Raw genomic sequence first — 13,041 nt, 5'->3', positions numbered from 1 at the left:
CACGTCGCGCTGGTCGTACACCGAAATCTCCCTGAAGGCGTGGAGGCGGAAGCCTGTTCGGGCCCTTGCGGCCGGCCACGATGACGTTGCCCTTCCAAACCTTCAGCCGGACGGTGTTGTTGTTGACCCGCTCCATTAGATGCCAAACCAAACATATTCGGCGGGAGCACTGATCCTGAATCAGCGAGCGGATGCAGTCGGTCGCCGCTCGGGGAGCAATATGGGGAGCTGGGTCGCCAGATCCTCACGGAGACCTACGTGAGTAACCATTCCTTGAAGGATTCAGCTTTGAGACCTTTCCCTCTGACTTCCGCTATTTGGGGAATTCTGTTGATCAGCGGCGTGGTGAACGTGCTTGCGCTGATCTCGCCGCTGTTCATGCTTCAGGTCTACGACCGCGTTCTGGCAAGTGGCAGCGTATCGACGCTAGTGGGGCTCGTCGTGCTTGCTACAGGGCTTTATGCGTTCCAGTGCCTGCTCGACATTTTGCGCGCGCGCGTGCTGCTGCGGATTGGCGAGCGTTTCGATGAACAGTTTTCCGGACGCGTTCACGATGCGATCGTTCGCCTTCCGCTTTCAACGCGCATGCCGGGCGACGGCTTGCAGCCGCTACGCGATCTCGACAATGTTCGCGGATTCTTAGGTGGAAACGGCCCGACAGCGTTCTTCGATCTGCCATGGATGCTGCTTTATCTTGGCATTTGCTTCCTCTTTCATTTCTGGATCGGCATGACGGCACTTGTCGGGGCGATCGGTCTCACATCTCTGACACTTCTTGCCAACACTCTCTCGCAACGACCGATACGCGATACCATTGCCCACAACATGGCACGCAATGGTCTACTGCAAGCAGCGCGTTGCAATGCCGAGGTCGTGCAAGCTCTCGGTCTCGGAAAGCGGATCGCTGCCCGATGGCACACGGCCAATGCCAAGTATCTGGCCGCCAGCCGGAAAGCCGGGGACGTGGCAGGTGGGCTGGGTGCCATTTCAAAGTCGCTGCGCGTGCTGCTGCAATCGGCCATTCTTGCCGTCGGCGCGTACCTTGTGATCAGGCAGGAGGCTACGGCCGGGGTCATGATTGCAAGTTCGATCATGATGGGGCGTGCGCTGGCTCCGGTCGATCTGGCCATTTCAAGCTGGAAACCCTTCCTCATGGCGCGCCAGGGTTGGGCGCGGCTGGAGGACCTCCTGGGAAAGGTTCCTGAAACCGCTCCTGTTATGCCAATGCCTGCACCTGAACGCGAACTCCGCCTCGAAGGCCTGACAATCGTTCCGCCCGGCGAAAGGAAGCCGACCGTGACCGGCCTTGCGTTTGCCGTTCAGGCGGGAAGCGCACTCGGGATCATCGGTGCATCGGGTTCGGGCAAGTCGACACTCTCGCGCGCCATCGTCGGCGCATGGACGCCGGTCGCCGGAAAGGTTCGCATCGACAGCGCAAGCCTCGATCAATGGGACCGGGAAGCGCTAGGCCGTCATATCGGCTATTTGCCGCAAGGTGTTGAACTGTTCGACGGCACCATTGCCGAAAACATCGCTCGTTTTGAAGATAATCCTGACCCTGAGGCTATTGTCACCGCGGCGAAAGCAGCGGGCACGCACGAACTGATCCTCCGATTTGAGCACGGCTACGAAACTCCGATTGGTGAGGCCGGATCGGCACTTTCCGCCGGGCAGCGCCAGCGTATCGGTCTTGCCCGTGCTCTTTATCGAGACCCTTTCCTTGTTGTGCTGGATGAACCCAATGCCAATCTCGATGCGGAAGGCGAGGCTGCGGTCGTCAAGGCGATCGCCTCCGTGCGCGGGCGCAAGGGCATTGCGGTTGTCGTCGCCCATCGGCCGAGCGCCATCCGCGCCGTGGATTTTGTGTTGGTCATGGAAGGTGGACGGCAGCGAGCATTCGGTGCGCGTGATGAAGCGCTTTCCAAAGTCTTGAAGAGGGCAGCGATGGCACCAGGCGCTGGCGTCAAGGCCATCGAGTCTACACAGGATAACGTGGGAGAGCGCGCTGACATGGAGGATCCCGGTGGCCGGCATTCATCAGAATAATGACGTTTCCAGCTCCATTCGCCGGCACCTGGTGGCGGGCCTTCTGGCGAGCGTGATCTTTGTTGGAGGAGCCGGAGCCTGGGCGGCCTTCACGAATCTCTCCGGTGCGGTTGTCGCGTCCGGACACTTTGTCGTCGATTCCTATGTGAAGAAGGTGCAGCACCCGACCGGCGGGGTGGTGGGAGAAATCCTAGTGAGCGAAGGTGATAAAGTAAAAGCCGGCGACATCCTCATGCGGCTCGACGCCACCCAGACGCGCGCCACTCTCGCTGTAGTCACCAAGCGGCTCGATGAGCTGGCCGCCAACCTGGCACGACTCGAAGCTGAGCGTGACGATCTGGCGGAGATCGCCTTCCCGGACTGGCTGCTCGCCCGCAGAGATGTTCCGGACGTAGCTTCGGCAGTACATGGCGAGACGCGGCTGTTCGAATTCCGCAGACAATCCCGCGACGGAAGGCAGGCGCAGCTAGCGGAACGCATCACTCAATATGAGCACGAGATCGAGGGGCTCAAGGCGCAGGAAATCGCTTGTGAGAAAAGCACCGAGATTCTCCAAAAGGAAATTGCTGCCCTGAGTGGGCTGCGCGACCAAGGCATTGTCTCGGATCAACGCTTGAACAGCCTGAAGACGCAGGTTGCCACTTTCGGCGGCGAACGCGGTGAGAAGATTGCACATCAGGCACAGACGGCAGCCCGCATAGCCGAAACGCGCCTGCAGATCCTACAGATCGATCCGGATTTCAAGACGGAAGTCGGCCAGGAGCTCAGAGAGGTTCAGGCGCAGGTTGGGGAGTATGTTGAGCGCAAGGTGGCGGCTGAACAGGAACTGCGACGGATCGATATTGTCGCGCCGCAGTCAGGCGCCATTCAACAACTCGCAGTTCATACGGTCGGAGGAGTGATCACGCCCGCCGATCCGATTATGCTAATCGTGCCGGAAGGCGACGATCTTGCGCTTGAAGCACGAATCACCCCGAAGGACATCGACCAAATCCAGCTTGGTCACAAGGCCGTGCTGCGGATGTCAGCCTTCAATCTGAGGACCACGCCGGTATTGAACGGATATGTCAGCCGGATCGCAGCCGATCTGGCGACGGACGAAAAAAACGGCGTTTCGTATTACCTGGTGCGTCTGTCGGTTCCGCATGCGGAACTGACGAAGCTCAAGGACCTGACGCTCGTGCCCGGCATGCCGGCCGAAGCGATGATCCAGACGGGCGAGCGTACGGCGCTTTCTTATTTTGTGAAGCCGCTGTCGGACCAAATCAGTCGCGCATTCCATGAGGAATGAAAGTAATCCACACAAATATTTTGTTTGTATTCTTGTTGGTTGTTACGCATGCATGAGAGTCATAACCGTCTGAAAACACAGCCATACTTTCCTCAGTTGGATTCCGCCTCTGACTCAGATTCGTGGTTCCGCGGTCATTTTGCCCTTCCAAGTCGCCGACCATTCAGTTCTTGGCCTCGAGCGCATTAAGATACCCATCATCGTACACAAAGGCTGGAAAAGAGTCCGGTGTCTTGAGCGATCCTGAGGTCTGGAGACCTAGGGTGAGCCTGCAAGCACAGGGCTAGGACATGATTGAGCGTCTGCAATATTCGGACAGGTACATAGGAAGACAGGCAGGCGTCAAAAACGCGCTTTCAACGCGCTAAACCGATGCTACGCACCCCGAGCGTCTTGCCGCCCTCGCTCCCGCCGGTAGGAATCAATCGCGAGCAGGCTGCGACGTTCATCGGCGTAAGCTCAACGACCTTTGATGAAATGGTCCAGGACGGCCGGATGCCGCAGCCACGAATGCCGAGCAAGGGGCGCATTGTTTGGGACGTCGAGGAACTTGTATTGGCCTTTCGAAAGCTCCCTCACCGCCAAATCGGAGGAGCACCAAAGCTTGACGAAGATTCGCCGCCACTAGACAATCCTTGGGATCGAAAACCACGAACATGACGGATGAGCCGGTGAAAATCGATCTTAAGGGCGTAGTGAAGGACACTGATCGCCACGGCAATGATCGGTACTATTTTCGCGCACCGGGTCGGAAGAAGGTCCGGCTCCGTGAACCGACCGGCAGCGACGAGTTCCTCGAGGAACTGCGCTGCGCACGCGCCGAGGTCTCTTATGTTCGGCCCGGCACTCTTCCCGAGATTTGCCGGCGCCTCCCCAAGCCTTCCGAGCCAGCGAAGAAAGGCACGTTACTGTGGCTTTGCCAGGAGTATTACCGTCGGGGCGGCACGGAAATCACCCAAGACACTATGGCGCGCCGACGAGCAATTCTGGAGCGCGTATGCGAATTACCTCATCCCCTCGAAGGTGAGCCGGATCCTCAGTATCCCACCAAGGGATCTCTGCCATTCGCCGGTATGAAAAGGTCTCATGTTAAGGAGATCAGGGACACCAGGCTCGACGCCCTTGGCGCCGCAAACAATATCGTAAAAGCCATCAGCGCGATGTTTGAGTGGGCAAAGGACACAGAGATTCCGGGCGTCGACTCCAATCCCGCCCGCGGCATCAGACGGCTGAAGAGCGGCGACGGCTGGCACACATGGGACTTGTCGGAGATCGTTCAATATGAGAAGCGGCATCCGCTGGGTACCGCAGCCAGACGTGCGCTCTCGATCTTCATGTTTACTGGCCTGCGGTTGTCGGACGTCGCGATCTTCGGTCGACAGCACATCACGCTCGTCTACAACGAGGAGACCGAGCAGTGGGAGAAGTGGATCAGAATTAAGCCTGGGAAGACCAGTCGTAACAAGGATGCGGTGTTGGTGGAGCTCCCGCTTCTGCCCGAACTAGAGGCGGAACTTGAGCACACGCCGTCAGACCAGATGACATTCCTGGTCAATGAATATGGTCGCCCGTTCTCGGAGAACGGTCTGGGCAACAAGATGCGCCAGTGGTGTGACCAAGCTGAGCTGCCGCACTGCAGTGCTCATGGAATTCGGAAGGCCGGCGCGACGATCGCCGCTGAGAACGGCGCGACGCACGAGCAGCTGAAGGCGATATATGGGTGGACTACGTACCAGCAGCCCGACCACTACATCAAGAAAGCGCGTCGCCGGAAGGTAGCGAGAGCGGCGAAATACCTGCTGGTTATCGATCGAAAAGAGAACAAAATTGTCCCACTTTCTGAGGGGGTTGAAAGAGGTGGGACAAAAATGGCCAAAAAATCCAATTAAATCAACGGCCACAAAAGCCAGTGGTGGGCCCGGAGGGACTCGAACCCCCAACCAAGCGGTTATGAGCCGCCGGCTCTAACCATTGAGCTACAGGCCCCACGGCGCTGGATTAGTGTTTTTCCCTGAACCGCACAAGGCTTTCCGAGGGCTTTCCGAGCAGGCGTTCCAAGGGGGCTGGCAGAGATCGCCCAAATCAGCCCATATTGATAACCTATTGCACGTCGCCCATTGGACGCCGGCCAACACTCGGCTGTCTTGGGATCCCAGATCGAGGAGATTTCATGACCAGACGTATTTTGCCCCTGGCGATTGCCGCAGCAATCGCATTTCCGGCGATCGCGGCCGCCGCCGATTCGCCACCGCCGCCGCGTATCGTCGTCACCGGTGAAGGCGAGGCGGCGATAGCACCCGATCTGGCTCTGCTGACGCTCAGCGTCATGCGCGAAGCCAAGACGGCACGTGCAGCGCTCGACGCCAATAACGACGCCATGGCCGCGGTGATCGCTGCAATGAAATCGTCCGGCATCAAGGAGCGCGACCTGCAGACCGCGGGCATCCAGATCAATCCGCGCTATAACTACACCAATAAGCCCGACGGCAGCCAGGAGGCCGAGCTTGTCGCCTACCAGGTGACCAACACGCTGTCGGTGCGCATCCGCGACATCGACAAGACCGGCGACATTCTCGACAAGGCGGTGTCGCTCGGCGTCAACCAGGGCGGCGGCATCTCCTTCTCCAACGACGATCCGGCGGCAGCCGTCACCGAGGCGCGCAAGAAGGCCGTCGCCAATGCCATGGCCAAGGCCAAGACGCTGGCCGAAGCGGCCGGCGTCGGCATCGGCCGGGTCCTGGAAATCACCGACCAGAATTTCGCACCACCGCCGATGCCGATCAACGCCAAGGCATTCGATGCCGCCGGTGCGTCGGTCCCGGTGCAAGCCGGCGAAAATTCCTATACCGCACAGGTGACGTTGACTTTCGAATTGAAATGATCATCGCTTGCAGCATGAAAAACCCCGGAGGATCGATCCTCCGGGGTTTTTTGAGCCGCGCCCTTCCGTCCTGGCGGAAAGGGCTCCGCTACTCTACCGGCTGCAAGTCAGCCGGCCGCAGGCCCGAAGACCTTAGCGATAGATGATCGGACAGCCGCGCTCGTTGGCGAATACGATCACGACGCGGTCGCCATACTGGCGGCCGGCGACCTTGACCGTGCGGCGGTTGATGTCGATGATGCGGGCGCGGTGCAGGCCCATGCGTTCGGCCTTGTCGATGGCACGCTCCGGCGAACAGGACCGGCGCCAGCCGCCATGACGGCGGTGTTCGCGATAGTAACCATCATCTTCGTCGCCGGTATAGACGCCGACGCGCGGATCCTGGTTGTTGCCGAAGCCGAGATAAATGCTGTCAGCATGAGCGGGGATGGCAGCAAGCGTGCCAAGGCCGACAAGAGCCGAAAGAGCCGCCGTCTTGATGGTGTTGAACATTGTCTTCTCTCCTTGTTGAGGGTTTCCACCCGTTTTCGTCGAACCGATGGGAGGAGAATGCACCCGCCTGTCTGAATTTTTTGCGAACCGGCCATTCATCCCCCGTTCATGCGGCAAGAATGGGCCAGCCGTTAGTCTCTCCGTTTCTGGAACCGTTCTATGCAGGGCAGATGGGGAACGTACCCTTTTGCCATGGTTCCCGGTCTTCGTTACCGCAGGAAATCCTAAGGCTCGTCCGCGAGCATATGGTCGAAATAGTCGTCCGGCTCGGCAAGGTCGGTCTCGCTGGCGCTGACCCGGCCGCGCATCGAGATGCCGGCCTCGTGCACGGTCTCGTCGCTTCCAGACACCAGCCTGTGCCACCAATAGAGGTCGCGGCCCTCGGCGACCAGCCGGTAAGCGCAGGTCTTGGGCAGCCAGCTGATGGTGCGCACATTCTGCGGCGTCAGCCCGACGCAATCCGGAACACGCGCCAGCCGGTTGGCATAGTCGGAGCAGCGGCAGCTTCCAGCGTCGAACAGCCGGCAGCCGACGCTGGTCCAGTAGATCTCTCCGGTGTCCTCGTCTTCGAGTTTGGACAGGCAGCATTTGCCACAACCGTCGCAGAGTGATTCCCACTCGGCCGGGGTCATCGCCTCGAGCGTCTTGGTCTTCCAGAACGGCTTTTCCATCGTCGGCATGTGGCCCTCGGACGCGTCAAGGTCAAGCACGGCAACCGTGCACCCTCGTCCGAACCATACGCCGGGACCATACGCCGGAACATACGCCAGGACCATACGCCAGGACCATACGAATGACATGAAGTCGCCTTCAAAACGCCGGTCAATCGCCCTGTGCCACCGCTAGAACCTACAAACAGGAACCAAACATGGTTGCTGAAAGTTTGGGCAGGGATGGGACGCCACAAGGAGTGTTTATGATGAAACGCCAACCATGGATTCTGGCAGGCACGGCGCTTGGCCTGTTGATGGCGTCCGCGCCGTTAGGCGCGTTCCCGCTGCAAGGCAATGCCGCATTCAGCCCCGTGCAACGTACCGCAGCGCCGCTCATCCCAGTGCAATCGAGTTGCGCCGAGGGCGAGTCGGCGGAGGCCTGCGCGCAAAGCCAGCAGGCAGAGCAGCCCAGAAAGAAGAAGCGCGACCAGCAGCAGCAAACGGAATCCGCTCCGGCCGAGCAGGCGGCTCCAGCCGAGTCCGAGCAACCCCGCAAGAAGCGGCGCAATCAGCAGCAGCAAACAGAATCCGCTCCGGCCGAGCAGATCGCTCCAGCCGAGTCCGAGCAACCCCGCAAGAAGCGGCGCAATCAGCAGCAGCAAACAGAATCCGCTCCGGCCGAGCAGATCGCTCCGGCCGAGACCGAGCAACCCCGCAAGAAGCGGCGCAATCGGCAGCAGATCGAAGCGGCCCCATCGGAACAACCGGCCGAGCAGGCAGCGCCGGCAAACGACAACCAGCCCAACGTCAATCCGCGCAAGAAGAAGCAAAAACAGAACCAGCAGATCGAGGCTGCCCCGGCAGAACAGGCTCCGACTGTCGAGCCCGGACAAAAGCCGGGCAAGCGCAAGAAGCCTGCTGAATTGACCGGACCCGCCACGGAGGCGGAAGGCCAGCCGGCGCCGACCAATAAGGAAGCGACCCCACAGGCCCAACCGGCTCCGACCGAGCAGCAGGCCGCTCCCGTCCAGGGCGAACAGCCCCAGGACAAGATCAAGAAACGTGGCAAGAGGCCTGTCGGCGAACAGCCGGTGACAGGAGAGCAACAGCCCTCGACCGGCGAACAGCCTTCGACTGGCCAGGCCGCGCCTGTCCAGGGTGAAAATCCGGTCCAGGGTGAAGCCCAGGCCAATCCGAACGAGGCACCTGTTCTGGACAGCCAGAAGGATGTCTTGCGCAAGCGCAAGGGTGGCAAGGAGCGCGGCCAAAATGCCGGTAAGCAGCAGGGCAACCAGCCCGCCCAGCAGGGCGAGAACCAGGTCGAACCCCCGAAGCCGGCTCCGGTCGATCAGGGGCCGCCACCCACCGACGACCGGGCAGCCCAGCGGGAGATCAAGCCTGAAAAGATCGTTCCGGTGACCGAGGAAAAAGGCAAGCGCGTCGAGCGTGCGCCGGACATCGAGGATGTTCGCCGCCGTCCGCGCCCCCAGGGCGCCAACGTCGTCAGGGAATTCGGCGACCGCGTCATCCTCCAGTTCAACAACCAGACGTTCGTGGAAAGCAGCGATGCACCGCGCATGCACCGCGGCGCCAGGAATGTCTATTATGAGGACCTGTCGGGCGATCGCACCCGGGAAATCGTCGAGCGTGACAATGGTGTCCGGATCGTCACCATCCGCAACCGCTACGGCGACGTCATCCAGCGTTCACGCATCGCGCCCGACGGCCGCGAATATGTGCTGAGCTATGTCGACGAGCGGAACTATGACGATGATGCAGACTGGCGCGACCCGGGCGACGACCTGCCGCCGATGCGCCTTACCATCCCGCAAGAGGAATACATTCTGGATTCCGAAGAGGTCGAGGATCCGGACGACTACTACACCTTCCTCGAACGGCCGCCGGTCGAGAGGGTCCAGCGCCTCTATTCGATCGACGAGGTCAAGCGCTCGGCCCGCGTGCGCGACATCGCCCGCCGCATCGACCTCGACACGCTCAACTTCGAATTCGGTTCGGCCTCGATTTCCGACACCGAGGTCCAGAAGCTGGAGGGTGTTGCCAACGCCATGGACAAGCTGCTGAAGAAAAACCCGGCCGAGAGCTTCCTGATCGAGGGCCATACCGACGCTGTCGGCACACCGGAAGCGAACCTTGCTCTGTCCGACCGCCGCGCCGAGGCGGTCGCCGAAGCCTTGACCAACGCCTTTGGCATCCCGCCGGAGAACCTGACGACGCAGGGCTATGGCGAGGAGTATCTCAAGGTCAACACGTCGGGACCCAACCGCGAGAACCGCCGCGTCGCCATCCGCCGGATTACCCCCCTGGTAGCGCCGGTGGCCAGCGCCCAATAAACCGCAATGTGAACCGCGCGATTTGATCAACCATTGAATCGCGCGGTCATCAATCTTGAAACGCGCGGTTACCCATCCCAGATTCTGGAAAGGGCGTTCCCTGCCCTGTCCCGACTCCAGCGGGACACACGAGCCCCGCCGGTTCCCCTCCCCGGCGGGGTTTCGTTTTTTTGCAACCTTGCAAACCGCCGCAGCCTGCCCGAAATACGGCACTCCGACAACGGAGCCCGAATCGCCGCATGAAGCGCCTCGAACTCGCCATCGAATCGATCATTCTCGCCTCGCGCTGGCTGCTGGTCGCCTTCTATCTCGGACTGGGTGCGGCACTTGCCATCTATGCCGTGTCCTTCGGCAAGAAGCTGTTCGAGTTCGTCTCCGTCGCCTTCACGCTCGATGACACCGACACCATCCTGAAAATACTCGGCCTCATCGATGCCGCGCTGGTCGCCTCACTGGTGGTGATGGTGATCATCTCGGGTTACGAAAACTTCGTCAGCCGCTTCGATGAAAATGACGGCAAGGTGCATTGGCTGGGCACGATCGATGTCGGCTCGCTGAAGGTCAAGGTCGCCTCGACAATCGTAGCGATCTCCTCGATCCACCTCTTGCAGGTGTTCCTGAACTCGGTCTCCTACACGACCGACCAGCTGATGTGGCTGACCATCATTCATCTGGCCTTCGTTCTGTCGGCACTGATGCTTGCCTATATCGACCGGCTGATGGGTCTTGGCAAAGCCAAGAAAGCCGAGGAGTGAGCACGCGTCTGTGCCGGTCTTTTGAGAGATACTTCTGTAGCGAGATACTTTCCGTCAGTAGATACCTTTGATTTTGGTATCCGACCGGCCGAACACCTCGTCCGGCACAAAAAAGTCGCCGGCGAGCGGGCCTGTCGCACCCGGCGCATAGGCCGAGAAATCGCTGACGCCCTCAGCGCGCAGCACTTCTTCGTCAATGTAGAAATTGCCGGTCGCCTCACGCGACGGCCTGACCAGGATGGCGTATGCCGCATCGGCCATGATGTCGGGCGAACGGCTCATCGCCGCCACCGTCGCCCCGCCCAGGAGGTTACGCACCGCCGCCGTGTCGATGGTCGAGATCGGCCATAGCGAATTGACCGCAATGCCGTCCCTGGCGAACTCGGCGCTCATGCCCAGCGTGCACATCGACATGCCGAACTTTGCCATCGTGTAGGCGACATGGTTCTTGAACCACTGGGCCCTCATGTCAAGCGGCGGCGCCAGATTCAAGATGTGAGGATTTTCCGCCAACCTCAAGTGCGGAATGCACATTTTGGAGACGAGAAAAGTGCCGCGCGTGTTGATCTGGTGCATCAGATCGTAGCGCTTCATATCAGTCTCCAGCGTGCCGGTGAGTTGGATGGCACTGGCGTTGTTGACGCAGATATCGATGCCGCCGAACCTCTCCACGGTCTTGGCGACCGCTTCGGCGACCTGTTCTTCATCCCGAATGTCGCACAGCACCGGCAGCGCCTTGCCGCCGGCCTGCTCGATCTCGTGCGCCGCCGTGTAGATCGTCCCGGGCAGCTTCGGATGCGGCTCGGCGGTCTTGGCCGCGATCGTCACATTGGCGCCATCGCGCGCGGCGCGCAGCGCAATCGCCAGCCCGATGCCGCGCGACCCGCCGGAGATGAAAAGCGTCTTTCCCTTGAGCGACATCCTTGCGCCTTCCTTCAACATGAAAGACACGATCCTTGCGCGGCTGAGAACCGCCGCGCAAGGCCCAACACACCGGATGCGGGTTACGCTGCGTCGGCCTTGAGACAATCTGAGCTAGACCAGCACCAGGCCCTGCCGCATGGCGATGGCGATCGCATCGGTGCGGTTGGCGGCACCGAGCTTCGTCAGGATCGCTGCGACATGGAACTTCGCCGTATGCACGGAGATGTTCAGCCGCCGCGCGATGACCTTGTTGGGGGCGCCCTCGGCCAGCAGCGCCAGCACTTCGCTCTCGCGCGGCGAAAGCGTCGGCCGGACGATCTGCTCGTCGGTCAGTTCCTCTTCGAACCGGTCGCTGTCATGGAAGATCAAATCGTGATGCCGATCGGATAGAGCATGGCTGTCGCGCGAAATCCGGTAGCCCGCAGCCGCGAGCCGCGCGGCGGCGGCGATCAGCAACTCGTCCGCTTGCACCGGCAGCACGGCAAACACTGTATCGGCCGGCCGTTCGCGGGCCGCTCGCGACGATAGCAGCACGCGAGGCATAGCCGCGTCGACGAGCCCGCCTTGTAGCCCATGATCATCGACGATGGCGACATCCGCCGCCTCACGCCCGTCGACTTCGCCGGCCAGAACCGGCCGCAGATCATCGGTCGCGGCGAGAACGGCGGACAGACTTCGCGCGCGCTCGACGTCACCGAGCGCGATCAGCACCGTCAGCCGTCTGCCAGCGACCTCACCGCTTACCATCTATCCCTCAGCTCAGTGGCTTTTCACCGATGGTCAGGGAAACCTCACGGTTCTCGCCGCCGCGCACCACGCCGAGTGTCACCAAGGCACCGGCGCTGTCCGGCCCGAGCTTGCGGATCAGCTCGCGCGGGCCATGCACCGTCTCTGCGTTCCACGACACGATGATGTCGCCGAGACTGAGACCGGCTGATTTCGCCGGCCCGTTATCGTCGAGGCTCATCACCATGGCGCCCTGGGTATCACCATTGCGGACCGGATGCAGGCCGGCGCCAAGATAGCCGCGCGCCACATGACCCTTCTCGCGCAGCGTCGTGACTGCCCGCTCGATCGTTTCGTAAGGCATGACCAGCGCCCGCCGGCGTGGCCCGAACAGCAGCATGCCGATCAGTCCACCCTTGGCGTCGAGCACAGGGCCACCCTCGAAACGGCCGCCGGCATTGACGGCAAGGTTGATGCGCCGGTCGATCGTGCCGCCGCGCATTGAACGCCAGGCCGGGCCGACCTCGCCGACCGTGCCGAAGGTAGCGAGCGAGGTGCCGTCGCTATTGCCCGCCACGACCGCCAGGTTGCCCGGCCGCACCGCATCCGCCTTTACCAGTGACGGGGCGCCCGGCGCGCCGGCCGGTTTCAAAACGGCCGTGCCGGTGGACGGGTCGCGGCCGACCAGTTCCGCCTTGACGGCTTCGCCCGAAGAAAACGTCAGCTCGATCTCCTCGCCGGCCTCGACCGCCTCCTCGGCAGTGACGAAATAGCCGTCCCGCCAGTGGAAAGCAGTTGACGTCCGGTGGTGGGTCGCGAAGCTGGCCGTCGCTGGTGCCGCGGCTGCCGCGATGTCGGCAATGGCGTCGGAAAACGTGCTCAGATTGAAATCGCTCATGATCTGTCTCCTGGGTTCTTCGTG

General features: G+C 61.2%; 11 protein-coding genes and 1 tRNA gene. 6 read left to right on the top strand and 6 right to left on the bottom strand.

Features of this window, described 5'->3' with window-relative positions; translation table 11 throughout:
• The first annotated feature begins 273 nt into the window (after positions 1–273).
• The 3 genes from NKI54_RS19695 to NKI54_RS19685 all read left to right on the top strand — a co-directional run bounded on the left by NKI54_RS19695 (position 274) and on the right by NKI54_RS19685 (position 5,226).
• Positions 274–2,046, top strand: coding sequence for a type I secretion system permease/ATPase (locus tag NKI54_RS19695; protein WP_352692293.1), 1,773 nt, complete (start codon positions 274–276; stop codon positions 2,044–2,046).
• Entirely contained in the window at positions 2,024–3,337 is a 1,314-nt protein-coding gene (locus tag NKI54_RS19690) for an HlyD family type I secretion periplasmic adaptor subunit (protein ID WP_023678274.1), read from the top strand. Before NKI54_RS19695 ends, NKI54_RS19690 begins: the two co-directional genes overlap by 23 nt.
• Before the next feature lie 671 nt (positions 3,338–4,008).
• Positions 4,009–5,226: a tyrosine-type recombinase/integrase gene (locus NKI54_RS19685; protein ID WP_352692209.1), complete on the top strand. Its 1,218-nt coding sequence runs from the start codon at positions 4,009–4,011 to the stop codon at positions 5,224–5,226.
• A 21-nt stretch (positions 5,227–5,247) separates the two neighbouring features.
• On the opposite strand, the gene NKI54_RS19680 is transcribed toward NKI54_RS19685, so the two are convergent.
• Positions 5,248–5,323: transfer RNA gene (locus tag NKI54_RS19680), tRNA-Ile, on the bottom strand.
• Between the two features lie 184 nt (positions 5,324–5,507).
• On the opposite strand from NKI54_RS19680, the gene NKI54_RS19675 reads away from it, so the two are divergent.
• The gene (locus NKI54_RS19675) at positions 5,508–6,218 is read left to right on the top strand and encodes an SIMPL domain-containing protein (protein WP_352637440.1); all 711 of its coding nucleotides are present in this window, start codon (positions 5,508–5,510) and stop codon (positions 6,216–6,218) included.
• 132 nt (positions 6,219–6,350) lie between these two features.
• Here the strand turns inward: NKI54_RS19675 and NKI54_RS19670 are convergent, their stop codons facing one another.
• Both NKI54_RS19670 and NKI54_RS19665 read right to left on the bottom strand, forming a co-directional pair.
• A complete protein-coding gene (locus tag NKI54_RS19670) occupies positions 6,351–6,710 on the bottom strand; it encodes a hypothetical protein (protein ID WP_023678277.1) in 360 nt (119 codons plus the stop codon).
• A 224-nt stretch (positions 6,711–6,934) separates the two neighbouring features.
• The gene (locus tag NKI54_RS19665; RefSeq protein WP_023678278.1) at positions 6,935–7,381 is read right to left on the bottom strand and encodes a YcgN family cysteine cluster protein; all 447 of its coding nucleotides are present in this window, start codon (positions 7,379–7,381) and stop codon (positions 6,935–6,937) included.
• 248 nt (positions 7,382–7,629) lie between these two features.
• On the opposite strand from NKI54_RS19665, the gene NKI54_RS19660 reads away from it, so the two are divergent.
• A complete protein-coding gene (locus NKI54_RS19660) occupies positions 7,630–9,714 on the top strand; it encodes an OmpA family protein (RefSeq protein WP_352692208.1) in 2,085 nt (694 codons plus the stop codon).
• A 239-nt stretch (positions 9,715–9,953) separates the two neighbouring features.
• Positions 9,954–10,469: a TIGR00645 family protein gene (locus tag NKI54_RS19655; RefSeq protein WP_023678280.1), complete on the top strand. Its 516-nt coding sequence runs from the start codon at positions 9,954–9,956 to the stop codon at positions 10,467–10,469.
• Positions 10,470–10,523: 54 nt separating this feature from the next.
• On the opposite strand, the gene NKI54_RS19650 is transcribed toward NKI54_RS19655, so the two are convergent.
• The 3 genes from NKI54_RS19650 to NKI54_RS19640 all read right to left on the bottom strand — a co-directional run bounded on the left by NKI54_RS19650 (position 10,524) and on the right by NKI54_RS19640 (position 13,017).
• Complete coding sequence (locus tag NKI54_RS19650; protein WP_023678281.1) at positions 10,524–11,390, bottom strand: SDR family oxidoreductase; 867 nt, start codon at positions 11,388–11,390, stop codon at positions 10,524–10,526.
• A gap of 114 nt (positions 11,391–11,504) precedes the next feature.
• Positions 11,505–12,140: a helix-turn-helix transcriptional regulator gene (locus NKI54_RS19645; RefSeq protein ID WP_352570981.1), complete on the bottom strand. Its 636-nt coding sequence runs from the start codon at positions 12,138–12,140 to the stop codon at positions 11,505–11,507.
• Positions 12,141–12,147: 7 nt separating this feature from the next.
• Complete coding sequence (locus NKI54_RS19640; protein ID WP_023678283.1) at positions 12,148–13,017, bottom strand: S1C family serine protease; 870 nt, start codon at positions 13,015–13,017, stop codon at positions 12,148–12,150.
• Between the last annotated feature and the right edge of the window lie 24 nt (positions 13,018–13,041).

It is taken from the genome of Mesorhizobium sp. M0663, assembly GCF_040320585.1.
Taxonomy (GTDB): Bacteria; Pseudomonadota; Alphaproteobacteria; order Rhizobiales; family Rhizobiaceae; genus Mesorhizobium.
The sequence above is the reverse complement of the archived record's forward strand: the minus strand, read 5'-3'. Positions and strand labels throughout refer to the sequence as shown.

Excerpts from the sequence above, each read along its gene's own strand:
- NKI54_RS19675 (WP_352637440.1), top strand. The coding sequence starts at position 5,508 with ATGACCAGACGTATTTTGCCCCTGGCGATTGCCGCAGCAATCGCATTT.
- NKI54_RS19670 (WP_023678277.1), bottom strand. The coding sequence starts at position 6,710 with ATGTTCAACACCATCAAGACGGCGGCTCTTTCGGCTCTTGTCGGCCTT.
- NKI54_RS19665 (WP_023678278.1), bottom strand. The coding sequence starts at position 7,381 with ATGGAAAAGCCGTTCTGGAAGACCAAGACGCTCGAGGCGATGACCCCG.
- NKI54_RS19660 (WP_352692208.1), top strand. The coding sequence starts at position 7,630 with ATGAAACGCCAACCATGGATTCTGGCAGGCACGGCGCTTGGCCTGTTG.
- NKI54_RS19655 (WP_023678280.1), top strand. The coding sequence starts at position 9,954 with ATGAAGCGCCTCGAACTCGCCATCGAATCGATCATTCTCGCCTCGCGC.
- NKI54_RS19650 (WP_023678281.1), bottom strand. The coding sequence starts at position 11,390 with ATGTCGCTCAAGGGAAAGACGCTTTTCATCTCCGGCGGGTCGCGCGGC.
- NKI54_RS19645 (WP_352570981.1), bottom strand. The coding sequence starts at position 12,140 with ATGGTAAGCGGTGAGGTCGCTGGCAGACGGCTGACGGTGCTGATCGCG.
- NKI54_RS19640 (WP_023678283.1), bottom strand. The coding sequence starts at position 13,017 with ATGAGCGATTTCAATCTGAGCACGTTTTCCGACGCCATTGCCGACATC.